Raw genomic sequence first — 15,328 nt, 5'->3', positions numbered from 1 at the left:
CATTGGTTGCCGCCTGGACCAACGCGCCGGCTCAGCTTTCGGACGATCGAGCCCGTCATAAGCGTCGGAGGACCGCCGAAAGTCCTCGAAAAATGGGAGGAAAGCCTCCGCAGATCGCTATTCGCGATGTGGCTACCTCGACGTACTCAAACCGGCATCCGCTGTTATAAGCCGACCTCATGGATCAGAGTCTGCTCTATGCTGATTAGAGCGGCCCGTTGGTCCGTTACGCACCGACCGTCGCTGGATGGACGGCTATGGGGCCACCTTACGCTCGAAGACTGGAGGACGATGATCGAGGCGGAGTTCAACGGCACCTCGCCACATCCCGAGACGATGAAACGCAACCTCGAGGACCTCGGTTGTCGCGGCATCCTTTCCGACTATCCAACGAAAGAAAAAATGCCCGTCGGCTCCGATCCCATCCCGGAAAATATTCGGTGTGGAGAGCCCGCGCAAAAAGCGAAGCCTCAGAAAAAGCCCCGTCACTTCCTGCCGCTTCCAGACGGGTTTGTCACCGAACTAATGCAATTCACGCTGTGGTTCCACGGCAATCTGGCTGAACAACTCATTGAGTGCTGGATCCAACTCAAGCATGCAACAGAGAAAGCGAGAGAACGCGGCATTTCGACAAGTGATCCGCGAATTGTCGAAAAGCGTCATTCGATCATAGAGGCGATGGACTGGCGCGACGTCGACGGAAATCCGCTCCAGTCGCTCCCTTGGCCAATTAGGCTACGGGAGGGCCTTGCCTCGGTAAGCTCGACGTCATGGCCTCCGCGCGAAGCAAGCGCGATCAACCAAATGATCAGCATCCTTCAAGCGCTGAATTTCTGCATAGTTGCGCTTTGCACAGGCGCCCGAATGGGCGAAGTCCTCAGCGCGACGGACGCGTCGATCGATAGCGCGGGAGAGGGCCGGTACGGGGGTAGGACCTTCAAACTCTACGACGAAGTAGAAGGTAAAGAACGCGACTGGCCCCTGCATCCTGCCGCGGAGAAGGCTTTGCTATTCCAAAAGCAGATCGCGTCGGTGCTGAGACCTCCCCACGCCAATCACCTGTGGGTCACGACTAAGGGCAGCGACAAGACACCCGCAGGCTCGCTAATGCTCGACTTTTCTGGAGCGATCGTTTCCGCTGTCGATCAACTCGGCATGACCGAACTCGCTGGCGGCGCCCGCGCCCACGCTCACAGATGGCGACATACGGTGGGTCGCCTTGTCGCGCTCGCCATCGTCGAGGCGCCCGCTGTCCTGATGGACCTTTTCGGCCACCGGGATCCCGAGATGACGCTAACCTACATGCTGTCGAAGCCGGATTTCGCGAAGGAAGTGATGGAGGTCGCGGAAGAGGTCTCCTATGCGCTCGCCGGCGAGGCGATCTCGGACGTGGAGAACGGCGTGGCGGGCGGTTCGGCGGCGGCGACCCTGGCAAAAGGGCTCGAAGCATTCCGAATGCAACGCGGCATCGAACGGTTCGACGTGGAGACTTTGCGCGAGGCCATTGAAATCCTGACGTTTGGCGGTCGATCATGGCAGATGATCCGTCCTGGAGTTTTGTGCACCAAGCAATTGGGAGAATTCGGACCCTGCACGAAAGGCAGGGGTGAACCAGACCCGGGCGCCTGTCGGACCAGTTGCGACCATCGACTCGAGATGGCGCGCGCGCGGGACCATTGTGAGCAGTCTATCGATGTCCTGCTGCGGGAACTCGCAGCGGCGGAGGCCGAGGGCGCCGAAATGGTGGCGGCCAGCATCGAGGGCCAGATCCTCGCCAACCTGAAGCGGTGGGACGACGTTCGCGAGCGCATTCTGGCTCGGAACGACGTCGCCAGACGCATCTGGAACTCGCGCCACGACGCAATGGAGGCGCCGCCATGCACGGCAAGATCGGCAGACGCCGAGGCAACGAAGGCATCGCCGCCGCAGGGCGAAAAGCCGCCGGAAAAAAAGCGGATCACACCCGCACCCAGATCGAAGCGGCCAAAAGGAAAATCGAGCGCGACATCGAAAAAAACGATGGCCTGTACCCATTCGCGAAAGGAAAGCTCACCGTAGCGGAGGTGCTGCGCCGCGCGGGCCTCAGCCCCGCGTCCCTTCAAAAGGCGCATCACCTAGAAATGCGCGAAGATCTGAAGACTTGGATCACCGAGCGGCAGGCCAAGCTGCATAGGGGCGTGAAGAGCATTCGCAAGGCCGTAACGGAGCGGATGGACGCAGCCAATGAGGACGTCAAAATGCTCATGCAACGCTATGCCGAGGCCGAACTCGACTACGCGGCACGCGATCAGGAGATCGCCGACCTAAAAGAGAAGGTCAAAGCTCTCGAAGCCGAGAACGCGCGCCTCAAGAGCACAACGACCGGCTCCAATGTCGTCGCGATCGATCAGGGGCGACGCTGATGGCGCGGGATTCGATCGTGCCTATTCTCCTCGGCGTGCTCGAGCCGCACCTCGAGCGTCTGCACACGGCGTGGCTGGCGGGCGGCAGCCGCGAGCCCACCCTTCCCATGACCGGCGACAAGGTCAACGTCCGCCGCCTCGTTCAGGATCTGATGGCTCTCGACGCGCGCGTGATCGCCAGCCATGAGCAGCATTTCTTTCGCAAGCCGGAACTTCAGATCGCCGTCAATCGCATCGCGGAGGAACAGGGACTGGCGCCGATCGGTTCCCGAGCCCCCGACGAGGCCGACGAAGCCGCGCGAAGCCGCATCGGCAGGCTCTCTGGCGAGACGTCGGACCTGCGGCGGGCCTTGGCCGAGCGCGAGGCGACGATCGAATCCCTCAGGCGCGAGAACACTGTCCTCCGCGAGCAGCTCCGCCTGATCGAGGAAACGGGCATGTTTCTCCGAACCGGGAGCGTCGGCTGACATGAGCATCGTCCTCGTCGAACGAATCTTGGCCGTCCGTGCCTTCGGCGTGATCTTCGCCGGGCGCGCGATGGACGGCGAAATCGCCGCTGCCGGCTCGACCGTGCGCGTCAAGGCGAAACAACGTGCTATCGCCGGCGAACCGGCGGCGGGAGAGACCTGGAACGTCGAAGGCTCGATCGTGCGAAGCCAATGGGGGCCTCAGATCGAAGCGACCCTCGTCACTCGAGTGCTGCCCAGCGGCAGCCTGCTGAAGTCCTATATCGCCACCCATGTGCCCGGCATCGGCAGGGACAGGGCCGAGCGGCTATGGCGCACATATGGGCACGAACTGCCTCGGATCCTGTGCGAGGGCGACATACCGGCCCTCGCCGAGGTGATCGCGCCCGATCGACCGATCCTCGGCCCCCGGCTCGCGGCCCTCCTCGTTCGCGAATGGCGGCAGGCGGACGCCGAAGCGCGCCTCGTCGCCTGGCTGCAACGCCTCGGCGTCGTCGACCTGCGGACCGTGCGTCGCGTCGCCGCCGTCTACGGGGAGGCCGCAATCGAGCGGCTGAAGGACAATCCATGGGCTCTGGTCACGCTCCTTCCGTGGCCCCAAGTCGACGACTTGGGGCGCCGCCTGCTGCGGGAGGCCGGCGTCCAGAACCCGCAGGACGCCCCTGCCCGGCTCGTCGGGGCCGCCGATGCGGTGATGAAGGACGTCATCGCGACGGGATCCACCGCCGCGGAGGAACGCTCCCTGCTGCCCATGCTGGCGAGGAAGCTCGGAGAGATACGCTCGGACCATCCGCGCGTGCAGGCCGCCTTCGAAGCGGGCCGTCGGAACGGGGCTTTCGTTTCCGGCAGGGGCGGCCTGTGGCGGGCGCCGGGCTGCGCGATCATGGAGGAGGCGGTCGTCGCGAGACTGCGCGACATGCTCCGACAGTCGCCCACGCTGACGGTTGCGGCTCCCGCCTTCTCCGCGATGAACGGACACGGCGCCTTGCATCGAGAACAAGCGGCGGCGGTTGCCACCGTGCTCTCCCGCCCCTTGGCGTGCCTCCAAGGCGGCGCCGGCGTCGGCAAGACCCATACGACGCGGGCGGTCTGCGCGGTTTGGGAAGCCGCGGGCGGGAAAGTTCTGCTGGCCGCCCTCGCCGGGAAAGCCGCGCTGCGCCTCTCGCGCGCGACGGGTCGATTGGCCAGAACCCTGTTCCGCACCCTCAGGGAGCTGGAGGAGCGCGACACGATCACGGCGCGCCTCGCGACGGAAGACATGGACCAGGAGGAGCGCATCATTCTCGAAGCCAAGCGCAGCTCGCTCGCCGAGATCACCGCCGAGACGCTCATCGTTATCGACGAATCCTCGATGGTCGATCTGGCGACGATGCACGCGCTCCTCCGCCGCATGCCGGAGGGAAGTCGCCTCCTGCTGGTCGGGGACGAGCGACAGCTCCCGCCGGTCTCCTTCGGTCTGGTCTACCACAAGCTCGTCGACGACCCCGGCATCACGACCCGGCTCGACGTCGTCCACCGGCAGACGGAGGACTCGGGGATCCCGGCGGTCGCCGCCGTTCTGCGCGAGCGGCAGATCCCGGCGTTGTCGCCCTATCGAGGCCTCGCCGCCGGCGTCAGCCTGATCGAAGCCGAGACCGTGACTGCGATCGCCGAAGGCGTCGAGGACGCCTACCATGACCTCGCCGGCCATGACCGACTCATCATCGTCCCAACGCGGGAAGGCAGCGCGGGCGTCGCGACCCTGAACCGCCGCATGCACGATGCTCACGTCGAGTCGACAGGGACGCAGGAAATGGTCGGCGCGCTCGGCGCATGGTTTTCCGTCGGCGAGCCGGTCATCTTCGAACGGAACGATTACCGGCGCGGTCTTTTCAACGGCAGCTTGGGCCGGGTGACGCGGGTCGACATGGCGTCGGGCGGCCTGCACGCGGAATTCGACGGCGACGAGCTGCTGTTCGAGCGCGCCGAACTGATCGACCTCTCGCTGGTCTACGCGCTCACCTGCCATCGGGCGCAGGGTTCGCAGGCGGAACGCGTCATCGTCGCCCTGACCCCGTGCCAGCTCCTCGACCCTTCGTGGCTCTATACGGCGGTCACGCGGGCCGAACACCAGGTGGTCATCGTCGGCAGCAGGAAGACTCTTAGGCGGGCTTTGGGGGCGCGGTGGGCGGCAGAGGAGCGCGAGGTGGGATTCGAGTGGGTCACTTCTCGGCCTTGAGCTTAGAGAGAATCAGGAGATTTACGTGCTATCAATGCCTGAGAGACGCCACAATCGGATCAGCCTAGACACCCGCTGCGTATAGGGATGCCATTGCCATTCTTCTGAAGCAGCAATGCGACATGGGCCGCCCGAACGGAAGGTCGCGTCAGAAGCGGACACTAAAATAACATTGGACGCAAATGACATTGGACGCCACATCTGCTATGAGTTCGAAGGCGTCGACAACCCATTTGGCTGAGGTGCCGTGAGTATTCAAACAGAAATGAACAACCTGATTGTTTCAGGTGAATTCGATAGGGAGACGCTTCAAAGAGCCAACGCTGCGCTTCACAATCTCAAAATGACCAGAGGCTATCGGTCGGTCAACATTGACATGCGCAACGTAACTAAAGGCTTCGCAGCAGAGCTGCTCCCGTTCGCCGCGCGCTGTCGCGATTTGCTACTCGCAGGCGTTGATACGATGCTTGAGCTTCCAACAGACTCCCTGTTGTCACGGCTATTTATAAATTCAAACTGGGCGCATTTAATTGACCCAAGGCAATATGAACCGTCCAATTATACATCAGGCAAGCATATCCCTGCTGTTAGCTATGACAATGCTGATACTCACTTCCAAGCTGTCAACCAAGTTGTAGATAAGCTTCTGAGCTCTTTGGAAGGCTTTTCGCGTGATCAATTGGCTGCTTTGGAGTGGGCGGTCAACGAGATCACTGATAACGTTTTGAATCATGCCAGTAGCCCGCAGGGCGGAGTGGTTCAACTTACCACGAAAAGCAAATCAAACATTGTTGAATTCGTTGTATGTGATACTGGTGTCGGCATTCCAAAAACTTTGAGAGACACGCACACTAGTTTGAATAGTGATGTCGTTGCGTTACAGCAGGCAATACAAGAGGGGGTCACTCGGAATAGAGCTACAAATATGGGCAATGGATTATACGGATCATTTCGCCTCGCAAAACTCTCAGAGGGTTATTTTTCAATATATTCAGGCTATGCATTATTAAGTTATACACAAAGACGAGGGCTACACGTAACGCAACCAGCGATTCCGTTTTCAGGTACAGCTATCGTTTGTGGAATCAGTACAGCGAACCCAGATATTTTGGCGGAAGCGCTCTCATTTCGTGGCGAAAAATATACGCCGGGCTACTCTTACGTTGACAAACTTACCGACCAAGATGGTGCGGTAATAATATTGAAGGACGAGTCAAAGTCATTTGGATCGCGCGATGTAGCAAAACCAGTTCGAATTAAAATTGAAAACTTATTGGCCGCATCGCCGAAGCAAATTGAGATCAAACTGGATCAAGTATCTTTAATTAGCAGCAGCTTTGCTGACGAGGTATTTGGAAAGCTGTTTGCTCAACTTGGGCCGATTATGTTCATGAATCGAGTCAAAATAAGCGGTGGAAACACTGTTGTACGACAGCTTATTGATCGCGCAATAACTCAACGACTTGCTTTCGGCGTCAGTAATTAGAATTGCTTTCCAAGCGTCCATTCAGTCGCGCATTGAAGATCCGCTTCGGGCCACTGTTTCGGCTTCACAATCGGCTACGTCACGCCAGGAGCTGACGTACGTCCGAAAGTTCTATATTTGCCTTTTATCCGAACGGTGCGATTCGGAAACTATTGTTGACGACCTGGCAGATCGCTCGGCAACCGGTCCCGCCAAAACTTTGCTGCACGCTCATACACAGCATCGGGTGTTAGCTTATTGAATGCTGAAAGCACGCCTTTTCCGACGCAAACATTCCCATTTTCGTCAAAGTAGGCGAGTGCCTCGTTATGGAGGTGAAGTAGATGAGTAGCCGCTTCCTCTTGGTAAAGGAAGCGCTTCGCCATGAACATGTCAAACATCCACTCGGCGGCGTCTTGCTCTGTCATTTTTTGGCCGGAGGTTCATATTTCACAAGGAGATGCTCGCCGAAGCGACCGTGCTCCTGTGTCGCTCCTTTAAACCAACGTGTTGAATATGAGTCCAACATCAAATTGGGGAGTTCGTCTATGGTCATGGGCGGACCGCCGGATTTCAATACGACAATATCTCCTTGTTTAAACGCATACGTCTTATTTTTAGGGTCGGCCATTGGTCCCTTCCTACATGAACGACGCATCAGGTTGTGTCAGTGCGTTTTACCGCGCGTCTTTCTTAGCACGGAATGTTCGCCCGGCGCGTTATAGAATCCGAAATTCTCCGCCGAAGCCGCTCGCTCCTGACCTTTGGTGAGCCCCGAAACGAACTTTATGAAACCCGACGCTACGCGCTCGGGACAGCCTCCCCCGTTCTCCCCTGACCTTCGGAGCCGCCCCTCACGGAGGCGTGTGGCGCAGGCGCGCGCAGCGCGCAAGGAGGGTCCGCGCACGCAGTGCGTGGATGCCTTGCGGGCGAGCACGGCTGTGCCAAAACGTCGGAGTGGGGGGCGGCTCCGAAGGTCAGGGGTTCGCGGAAAACTAAGTCGGAATATCGCTATCGGAATATTCTGAATGTAACCCATTCTACATACACACGATATTCGATGGGTACCCATATTTATGGGGCAGCACCACAGGCTGCAGCTGAGCGCAACGGCGTCGTCGTCTGCTGAGTCGCGCTGATTTTCGAAATACGGCTCGGCGGCGAATTGTCTCATTCGCCGCCGAGAAGAGGACGACCACGCGCCGCTCACAAAGGCGCGTCTGGCACGCCATGCACATGGACATCGCGGCCAGAGTGCTTGTTGAGAATCTCGATGGCGCTTTTCTCATGCGCCGCGTCGCGCGTGCGCGCCCATAGCAATATGCCGCCGCGATCCAGCTGCTCTTGCAGATATTGCGCGTGATGCTCGCCGATCAGCCTGGCGAAGAGCGCTCCGACCAACCCGCCGCCGCCGCCGGCGATAGCCGCCGCCGCGAGCGCGGCCGCCATGGTTCCGCCGCTCGCGAAGATCAGCCCCGCCGCTCCAATGGCGCCGATATAGCCGAGTCCGCCGACCAGCGCGCCTTGCGCCTCGCCGATCGACTCCGGCGAGATATACGAGCCGCGCGGAACATCGGCGTCGTCCGCCACATCCGCCGCCTTCTTATAGGCGTGGCCGAGTTTCGCATCGACGGTCTGCTCGCCGGCCATCAGGCTGATTTCGGCGAGATCGAAGCCCGATGTCTGCAATTCGTCGATCGCCTCCTGAAGCGCGTCGGCGGTGTCGAACACGCCGACAGCCTCGCGAACTTGGCTGGTCTCCTCGCCGGACGCCATGACTGTCTCCTCATATGCTCGTGCGATATAGATAGTCGCGGGTGAGCGGCACGGCGTCGATGCGCCTCGCCAGCTGAATGTGAAAGTCGACGAGGCCGGAATGCCGGAACCCCGCCTCGCAGCTCGCGAGATAGAACTCCCACATGCGGCAGAAGCGATCGTCGTAGATCTCCGCCATGCGCGACCAATTGTCCTTGAAGCGTCGTCGCCACATGCGCAGCGTGTCGGCGTAATGGAGGCGCAGAATCTCTATGTCGGTCGCATAGAGGCCGGCGCGCTCGATCGCCGCGCTGATCTCCGAGAGAACGGGCGCCTGGCCGCCGGGAAAAATATATTTCTCGATCCATGGGTTGCCGGCGCCCGGCCCGGCGGCGCTGCCCGTGGTGTCGACCAGCGCGACGCCATCCTCGACGAGAAGCGCGCGCAGCTTCTCGAAATATTCGCAATAGCGGCCATATCCGACATGCTCGAACATGCCGACCGATATGATCCGGTCATAATGTTCGGTCTCCTCGCGATAATCCTGCACAGCGAACCGAACGCGATTGTCGAGACCCGTCTCACGCGCGCGTTCTTGTGCATAGTCGCATTGCGCCTGCGAGAGGGTGAGGCCCGTCACCTCGACATCGGCGACGCGCGCGAGATAGAGCGCGAGCCCGCCCCAGCCGCATCCGATATCGAGCACGCGCTGGCCGCGCCGCAGCAGCAGCTTGGCGGCGATATGGGCGAGCTTTTGCTCCTGCGCCTGCTCGGCCAAGTCCTCCCGCGTCAGATAATAGGCGCAGGAATATTGACGCCCGGAATCGAGAAACAGCGCATAGAGCTCATCGGAGAGATCGTAATGCGCGCGAATCTCGTCCGGCGCGGCGCTCGGCGAATTGCTGCGCGCGAGGCGCTTCTGCATGCGTCGCGCCATGGCGCCGGCGCGCCACGGCCAATGGCCGTAGCCTTGGCCGAAATTGGCGAAGCACAAGTCGAAGAAATCGTAGATATCGCCGCTCCCTATGACGAAGGAGCCGTCCATATAGGCTTCGCCGAGAGCGATATCGGGCGCTAGCGCCAGCTTTTGCGCGAGATTGCGATCCTTGATCTCGACCGTCACCTCCGGCGCGCCGCGCCCGAAGCGGCGCACGCCGGCGTCCGGCCCGACGAGCGTCAGCGAGCCCGCTGCGATGGTTCTCGTCAAGAGCCGTTCGAGCGAAAACAGCGCTGTCATTTGCGACGTCCGGCTGGAGTTCGGCAAAGCGCCGAAACCTCAGATATCGCCGTGCGCCCATGCTTCAATATGCGGGCATGGCCACGCCGCCGCGCCGCCGGCCCGTGCGTTCACGCACATCGCCGCGATCCGGCGCGGGCCATTGTGAGCAGGTCGCTCACCGGCCCCGGTCTCTCAGACCAGCCACAGCGGCAGAGTGTGGAATTCCTCCTCTCGACCTTCTCCTGAGCCTTTTTCGAGCCGCCCCATCGCGGGGCGGCTTTTTTTTGCGCCGGCGGCGGGATGAAGCCCGGCCGGCCCTGCGCGCCGTTTCTTGCATGGGCGTCTCTGCATGGACGACCCTGCGCCGCAGGCGAGGGCTGATGCGTAAGAGGAGATCGACTTGGCCGAGGAACCGAAATTCACCCGCGAGCGCCCCAAGACGGTCGGCGAGCTGATCGAGGCCTTGCAGAAGCTGCCCGCGGCCGCGCGCGTCTTGGTCCATGGCGAGGACGACAGCCTCTATGACTGCGGCGCGCCCATGATCGAGCTGGTGATGCTCAATCGATACCCCGACAGCAAGGACCATCTCGGCCCGCACAGGCTGTCGAGCGGCATGGACGCCGATAAGGCGATCGGCGTCGTCATCATCAATGACGCGAATCGGGAGTGGTGAGGGAAGCGCAGCGAATTAACGAAGCGCGCGGGATTTTCCGAGGGCCGGCCGTGGCGCGGCCCTCGTCGCAGCAGCCCTAGGCTCGGCGATCAGACGCCGCGCCGCCTCTCTCAATAAGCGCGCGAATCGCGCAGCACCATCATCATGGTGCGGAATATGATGCCGACGTCGAGTAGAAGCGTCCAATTGTCGATGTAATAGAGGTCGCAGTCCACGCGGTTGCGCAGCTTATCCAGCGTGTCCAGCTCGCCGCGGAACCCTTCGACTTGCGCCCAGCCGGTCATGCCCGGCTTCACCCTGTGGCGCACGGCGTAATATTCGACCAGCTCCTCGAGATTGCGCCCGTCGGTCTTGGTGGCCAGCGCATGCGGACGCGGGCCGACGATCGACATATCCCCGAGGATCACATTGATCAATTGTGGCAGCTCGTCGATGCTCGAGCGCCGGATGAGGCGCCCTATGCGCGTCACGCGCGGATCGCCGCGACTGGTCTGAACGGTGGCGTGCGCATCGGTCTTCTCGGCGAACATGGAACGAAATTTCCACAATTCGAAAATGCGGCCGTTGAAGCCGACGCGCTGCTGTCGAAAGAAGATCGGACCAGGGGAGTCGATCCTGATCGCCAGCGCGGTCGCCGCCATCAGCGGCGCCAGCAGAATGAGAGCGCATGAGGCGAGAGCAATGTCCTCGAGGCGCTTGAACCAGAGGCTCCAGCCGTGGATCGGCTCCTCAATTCCACAAAAGGAGATGCGGTCGCCGAATTTCGCGACGCCGACGACATCCGCCAGCACGCGCCGATCCGCAGGCAGGACGAACACGCGCGTGGAGAGATGCCGCAGCATGTCGAGATTGCGCAGAACATTGGGTATCTCGGCCCAGGGCGCTGCGAGATAGACATGGTCGATCTCGTCCTGGACGATGCGATCCGACAAATCCGCGAGCTCGGCGAGATCGGCGTATTTGGCGTAGCCGACCACGACCTCCTCATTGCGGGTCTCGCCCTCGATCTCGCGCGGATGCAGCGGGTCGCAGAGCACGCCGACCGAGAGCGCGCGATGGACGAAGGCGCTTTCCGCCAGCGCCTCGCGGATGCGCTTCAAGATCAAGGCACGCGCGGCGACCGCGATCGCCGTGCTCGACCCGGCCCAAGAGAAGAACCAGAGGCGCGAATAGCTCTCGGCCGATTTCGTCGCCGCAGCGATGCAGATCATCAAGGCGAAAGTGGCGAGGAAAGACAGCGTCGCGCGCCGCAGCACATGTCGGCGATCGAGCACGCTCGACGTCCGATAGACCTCGAAGATATGCGCCAATCCGAACTGCAGGGAGGCGGCGAAGAAAATCGCCCAGATTTGCCACTCCTGCGGCGAGGCTCCTGCCGATCCGCCGGGAAGCCCCACGCATGCGAAGCCCGCGACGATCAGAGCGACAATGTCGAAGGCGGCAAATCCGGCGGAAAAATTATGGAGCGAAATTCGTTTCGACTTACGAGTCGATCTGCGGGACCACACGACGTCCCGCGAGTCGCAGAAATCCAACCACATACTAGTCAACCCCGAAAATATTCGGAAGTAATCTAGCTTAATTTTCCATCAACGCAAGTCTCGCATATGCGTTATTTCGAGACAGACGGGGCATTCAGTCCAGCAAGGCGGCGACATGATCGCCGAGCGCCAACGCCGAGGTGAGCCCCGGGCTCTCTATGCCGAACAGGCAGACCAGCCCCGCGAGCCCGTGATCGTCCGCGCCGAGAATGCGAAAATCCGCCGCGGGCGCGCCCGGCCCGGTGAGCTTGGGCCCTATTCCGGCATAGTCGGGAACGAGCCTTTCGGCCGGCAGCTGCGGCCAGTAGCGACGAATGCGCGCCTCGAAATCGGCGCAGCGGGCGGCGGAGACGCGATAGTCTTCGGCGTCGATCCATTCCACATCCGGCCCGAAGCGCATGCGGCCGGCGAGATCCAATGTGACATGGACGCCGAGCCCGCCATCGATGGGAGCGGGATAGATCAGCCGCGTGAAGGGCGCGCGGCCGGAAAAGGCGAAATAGCTGCCCTTGGCGAGGATGAGCGGCGGTATAGCCGCCGGATCGAGCCCCTCTATGGCGGCGGCGACCGCCTGGGCGCGCAGCCCCGCGGCCACGACGAGAAGCTCGACCTCCACAGCGCCGGCATCGGCGCCGCCGAAGCGAATGCGCCAGCCATCGCCGATCCGCTCGGCTCCCAGAACCGGCGTCGCCAGAGCGATCGCGCCACCGTGATCCTCGATCTCGCCGCGAAGCGCCAGCATCAGCCCCGGTGCGTCTATGACGCCGGTCTCGGCGCTGAGCAGCGCCGCGGCGCAAGAGAGCGCCGGCTCCAGCCGTCGCGCCTCGGCAGCGCTGCAGGCGGAAAGGCCTTCGACGCCATTGGCGCGTCCATTCGCCAGCAGAGCGTCGAGCTTTTCCTCCTCGCCCGGCTCCGTCGCGACGATCAGCTTGCCGAGCCGGCGATGCGCGACGCCATGGCTCTGCGCGAAAGCATAGAGCGCGCGCCGCCCTTCGACGCAGAGCCGATGGCGCAGGCTGCCGGTCGGATAATAGAGCCCGGCGTGGATCACCCCGCTATTGCGGGAGGAGACGCCGCCGCCGATGGCAGGGCCGGCCTCGGCGACGATGACCTCATGGCCCTGCGACGCGAGGCTGCGGGCGACCGCGAGCCCGACCACGCCGGCGCCGACGATCAATGCGCGCGCCATGGGCTTCCTCTCGGCCGACGCTCACGCTCCGCCGGCTTCGGCCGGTTGCGGGGTCTGGCTCCTTGGGATAGTGCATCTGCGACACGCTTTTTGAAAGAAGAAGAGAGCCGCCCATGCCGCCGTTCCGCTCCCGCACCACCACTCATGGACGCAATATGGCGGGCGCGCGCGGCCTGTGGCGCGCCACCGGCATGAAGGATGATGATTTCGGCAAGCCGATCATCGCCGTCGCCAATTCCTTCACCCAATTCGTGCCCGGCCATGTGCATCTGAAGGATCTCGGCCAGCTCGTCGCGCGCGAGATCGAGAAGGCCGGCGGCGTCGCCAAGGAGTTCGACACGATCGCGGTCGATGACGGCATCGCCATGGGCCATGACGGAATGCTCTATTCCCTGCCCTCGCGCGAGATCATCGCCGACAGCGTCGAATATATGTGCAACGCCCATTGCGCCGACGCTCTCGTCTGCATCTCCAATTGCGACAAGATCACGCCCGGCATGCTGATGGCCGCGCTGCGGCTGAACATCCCCGCCATTTTCGTCTCCGGCGGCCCGATGGAGGCCGGCAAGGCCGTGCTGCATGGCGAGAGCCACGCGCTCGACCTCGTCGACGCCATGGTCGCGGCCGGCGACGACAAAGTGAGCGACGCCGATGTCGAGGTGATCGAGCGCTCGGCCTGCCCGACCTGCGGCTCCTGCTCCGGCATGTTCACGGCCAATTCGATGAACTGCCTCGCCGAGGCGCTCGGCCTCGCTCTGCCCGGCAATGGCACTGTGCTGGCGACGCACGCCGATCGCGAGCGCCTCTTCGTCGAGGCCGGCCATCTCATCGTCGATCTCGCCCGCCGCTGGTACGAGCAAGATGACGCCAGCGTGCTGCCGCGCTCCATCGCAAAGTTCGAAGCTTTCGAGAACGCCATGACGCTCGACATCGCCATGGGCGGCTCCACCAATACGGTGCTGCATATTCTCGCCGCCGCCTATGAGGCGGAAGTCCCCTTTACGATGGCGGACATCGACCGCCTGTCGCGGCGCGTGCCGGTCCTGTGCAAGGTCGCGCCCAGCGTGCCGGACATTCACCTCGAGGATGTGCATCGCGCCGGCGGCATTTACGCCATTCTCGGCGAGCTGGCGCGCGCCGGCCTGCTGCATACCGATCTGCCGACCGTGCATGCGACGACGCTCGGCGAGGCGCTCGCGCGTTGGGACGTGCGCGTCTCTAATAGCGAGAGCGTCGCGACTTTCTACCGCGCCGCGCCGGGCGGCGTGCCGACGCAAGTGGCCTTCAGCCAGAGCCGCCGCTTCGACGCGCTCGATCTCGACCGCGAGAAAGGCGCCGTGCGCGATGCGGACCACGCTTTCTCCAAGGACGGCGGACTCGCGGTTCTCACCGGCAATCTGGCGCTCGACGGCTGCATCGTGAAGACGGCGGGCGTCGACGATTCCATTCTGAAATTCGCCGGTCCGGCGCGCGTCTTCGAGAGCCAGGACGCCGCGGTCGATGCGATCTTGAATGGCAGAATCGTCGCCGGCGATGTGGTGGTGATCCGCTACGAAGGTCCGCGCGGCGGCCCCGGCATGCAGGAGATGCTCTATCCGACGAGCTATCTGAAGTCGAAGGGCCTCGGCAAAGCCTGCGCGCTCATCACCGACGGGCGTTTCTCCGGCGGCACTTCGGGCCTCTCCATCGGCCATGTCTCGCCGGAGGCGGCCGAGGGCGGCCTCATCGGTCTGGTGAAGGAAGGCGACAAGATCGAGATCGACATTCCGGCGCGCTCCATCCGCCTCGCCGTTTCCGAGGACGAGCTGGCGAAGCGCCGCGCGGCGGAAGACGCGCGCGGCAAGGACGGCTGGAAGCCGGCCAAGCGCGCGCGCAAGGTCTCGAAGGCTCTGCGCGCCTATGCGGCGATGACGACCAGCGCCGCGCGCGGCGCCGTGCGCGAGGTTCCAGGGGAGTGAATGAGTTCGACAGACTTCTCTCATGAGATGAGACATGGCGGCATATTCGGAAAAGGCGCAGCCATTTCTCGATGCGATCGCAGATGCGGTCTTCAATTCGATCACCGTTCGCGATTGGCTCATCCGAGGAACGCGAGCGCAAGCGCATTACGCAGGCGCTCCCGTTTTAATCGACGAGCAGCGCGCGGTTCGGTGGCGCAAAAAGCCGACGATACAGCCATTCTGGGCCAACTATCATTGCGGAAAGGACGACCGTTGCACATGTCGCATCGCCGGGAGCAGATCTTTGGAATCGGATGCCATCTTCTTTTTTCGAAATACTCTCGGCCATACCTTGGCTCTGCACGTCGAGTATAAGCATCCGAACGAACCGTTCCGTCCTGGCCAGCCGGAAGGCTACCCGCTCAGGGCCGCATGTTTTACTAAGTGTCGGTCCGAAGA

The 15,328-nt window shown here is 62.3% G+C and carries 14 protein-coding genes; 8 read left to right on the top strand and 6 right to left on the bottom strand.

Annotated elements, in window-relative coordinates:
- Positions 1 to 291: 291 nt before the first annotated feature.
- The 4 genes from A1351_RS07455 to A1351_RS23835 all read left to right on the top strand — a co-directional run bounded on the left by A1351_RS07455 (position 292) and on the right by A1351_RS23835 (position 6,573).
- On the top strand, positions 292 to 2,058 hold the full coding sequence (locus A1351_RS07455) for a hypothetical protein (protein ID WP_064032669.1): 1,767 nt from the start codon (positions 292 to 294) through the stop codon (positions 2,056 to 2,058).
- Between the two features lie 343 nt (positions 2,059 to 2,401).
- Positions 2,402 to 2,869 (top strand): hypothetical protein, encoded by a 468-nt coding sequence (locus A1351_RS07445; protein WP_064032667.1) that lies wholly within the window; start codon positions 2,402 to 2,404, stop codon positions 2,867 to 2,869.
- Between the two features lies 1 nt (position 2,870).
- Positions 2,871 to 5,087: an AAA family ATPase gene (locus tag A1351_RS07440; protein WP_064032666.1), complete on the top strand. Its 2,217-nt coding sequence runs from the start codon at positions 2,871 to 2,873 to the stop codon at positions 5,085 to 5,087.
- 247 nt (positions 5,088 to 5,334) lie between these two features.
- On the top strand, positions 5,335 to 6,573 hold the full coding sequence (locus A1351_RS23835; protein WP_083967213.1) for an STAS-like domain-containing protein: 1,239 nt from the start codon (positions 5,335 to 5,337) through the stop codon (positions 6,571 to 6,573).
- A gap of 149 nt (positions 6,574 to 6,722) precedes the next feature.
- On the opposite strand, the gene A1351_RS07435 is transcribed toward A1351_RS23835, so the two are convergent.
- The 4 genes from A1351_RS07435 to A1351_RS07425 all read right to left on the bottom strand — a co-directional run bounded on the left by A1351_RS07435 (position 6,723) and on the right by A1351_RS07425 (position 9,514).
- Positions 6,723 to 6,980: a hypothetical protein gene (locus tag A1351_RS07435; protein ID WP_064032665.1), complete on the bottom strand. Its 258-nt coding sequence runs from the start codon at positions 6,978 to 6,980 to the stop codon at positions 6,723 to 6,725.
- Positions 6,977 to 7,183, bottom strand: coding sequence for a DUF2158 domain-containing protein (locus A1351_RS23830; protein WP_083967212.1), 207 nt, complete (start codon positions 7,181 to 7,183; stop codon positions 6,977 to 6,979). The genes A1351_RS07435 and A1351_RS23830 overlap by 4 nt, the downstream gene beginning before the upstream one ends.
- Positions 7,184 to 7,758: 575 nt before the next feature.
- A complete protein-coding gene (locus tag A1351_RS07430; RefSeq protein WP_064032664.1) occupies positions 7,759 to 8,328 on the bottom strand; it encodes a hypothetical protein in 570 nt (189 codons plus the stop codon).
- 10 nt (positions 8,329 to 8,338) lie between these two features.
- A complete protein-coding gene (locus A1351_RS07425; protein WP_245291609.1) occupies positions 8,339 to 9,514 on the bottom strand; it encodes a cyclopropane-fatty-acyl-phospholipid synthase family protein in 1,176 nt (391 codons plus the stop codon).
- On the opposite strand from A1351_RS07425, the gene A1351_RS25245 reads away from it, so the two are divergent.
- The gene (locus tag A1351_RS25245) at positions 9,501 to 9,692 is read left to right on the top strand and encodes a hypothetical protein (protein ID WP_166671857.1); all 192 of its coding nucleotides are present in this window, start codon (positions 9,501 to 9,503) and stop codon (positions 9,690 to 9,692) included. The genes A1351_RS07425 and A1351_RS25245 overlap by 14 nt on opposite strands.
- Positions 9,693 to 9,926: 234 nt before the next feature.
- Positions 9,927 to 10,199 carry a hypothetical protein gene (locus A1351_RS07420; RefSeq protein ID WP_024879751.1) on the top strand — a complete coding sequence of 91 codons (273 nt, stop codon included), beginning with the start codon at positions 9,927 to 9,929 and terminating at the stop codon, positions 10,197 to 10,199.
- A gap of 110 nt (positions 10,200 to 10,309) precedes the next feature.
- On the opposite strand, the gene A1351_RS07415 is transcribed toward A1351_RS07420, so the two are convergent.
- Together A1351_RS07415 and A1351_RS07410 are read right to left on the bottom strand one after the other, a co-directional pair.
- Positions 10,310 to 11,707, bottom strand: coding sequence for an exopolysaccharide biosynthesis polyprenyl glycosylphosphotransferase (locus A1351_RS07415; protein ID WP_245291608.1), 1,398 nt, complete (start codon positions 11,705 to 11,707; stop codon positions 10,310 to 10,312).
- 127 nt (positions 11,708 to 11,834) lie between these two features.
- A complete protein-coding gene (locus tag A1351_RS07410; RefSeq protein ID WP_064032661.1) occupies positions 11,835 to 12,929 on the bottom strand; it encodes an NAD(P)/FAD-dependent oxidoreductase in 1,095 nt (364 codons plus the stop codon).
- 113 nt (positions 12,930 to 13,042) lie between these two features.
- Between A1351_RS07410 and ilvD the strand changes: the two genes are divergently transcribed.
- Together ilvD and A1351_RS25630 are read left to right on the top strand one after the other, a co-directional pair.
- Positions 13,043 to 14,887 (top strand): dihydroxy-acid dehydratase, encoded by a 1,845-nt coding sequence (ilvD, locus tag A1351_RS07405; RefSeq protein ID WP_026598494.1) that lies wholly within the window; start codon positions 13,043 to 13,045, stop codon positions 14,885 to 14,887.
- Positions 14,888 to 14,921: 34 nt separating this feature from the next.
- On the top strand, positions 14,922 to 15,328 hold a 407-nt coding region (locus A1351_RS25630; RefSeq protein ID WP_210178247.1), incomplete at its 3' end, for a hypothetical protein.

This window comes from Methylosinus sp. R-45379 (assembly GCF_001644125.1).
Taxonomy (GTDB): Bacteria; Pseudomonadota; Alphaproteobacteria; order Rhizobiales; family Beijerinckiaceae; genus Methylosinus.
This window is presented reverse-complemented; position numbering and strand designations above follow the sequence as displayed.

Bases quoted from the DNA above. Each gene is read 5' to 3' on its own strand.
- A1351_RS07430 (WP_064032664.1), bottom strand. From the start codon at position 8,328: ATGGCGTCCGGCGAGGAGACCAGCCAAGTTCGCGAGGCTGTCGGCGTG.
- A1351_RS07410 (WP_064032661.1), bottom strand. From the start codon at position 12,929: ATGGCGCGCGCATTGATCGTCGGCGCCGGCGTGGTCGGGCTCGCGGTC.
- A1351_RS07455 (WP_064032669.1), top strand. From the start codon at position 292: ATGATCGAGGCGGAGTTCAACGGCACCTCGCCACATCCCGAGACGATG.
- ilvD (WP_026598494.1), top strand. From the start codon at position 13,043: ATGCCGCCGTTCCGCTCCCGCACCACCACTCATGGACGCAATATGGCG.
- A1351_RS25245 (WP_166671857.1), top strand. From the start codon at position 9,501: ATGGTTCTCGTCAAGAGCCGTTCGAGCGAAAACAGCGCTGTCATTTGC.
- A1351_RS07445 (WP_064032667.1), top strand. From the start codon at position 2,402: ATGGCGCGGGATTCGATCGTGCCTATTCTCCTCGGCGTGCTCGAGCCG.
- A1351_RS07435 (WP_064032665.1), bottom strand. From the start codon at position 6,980: ATGACAGAGCAAGACGCCGCCGAGTGGATGTTTGACATGTTCATGGCG.
- A1351_RS07440 (WP_064032666.1), top strand. From the start codon at position 2,871: ATGAGCATCGTCCTCGTCGAACGAATCTTGGCCGTCCGTGCCTTCGGC.
- A1351_RS23830 (WP_083967212.1), bottom strand. From the start codon at position 7,183: ATGGCCGACCCTAAAAATAAGACGTATGCGTTTAAACAAGGAGATATT.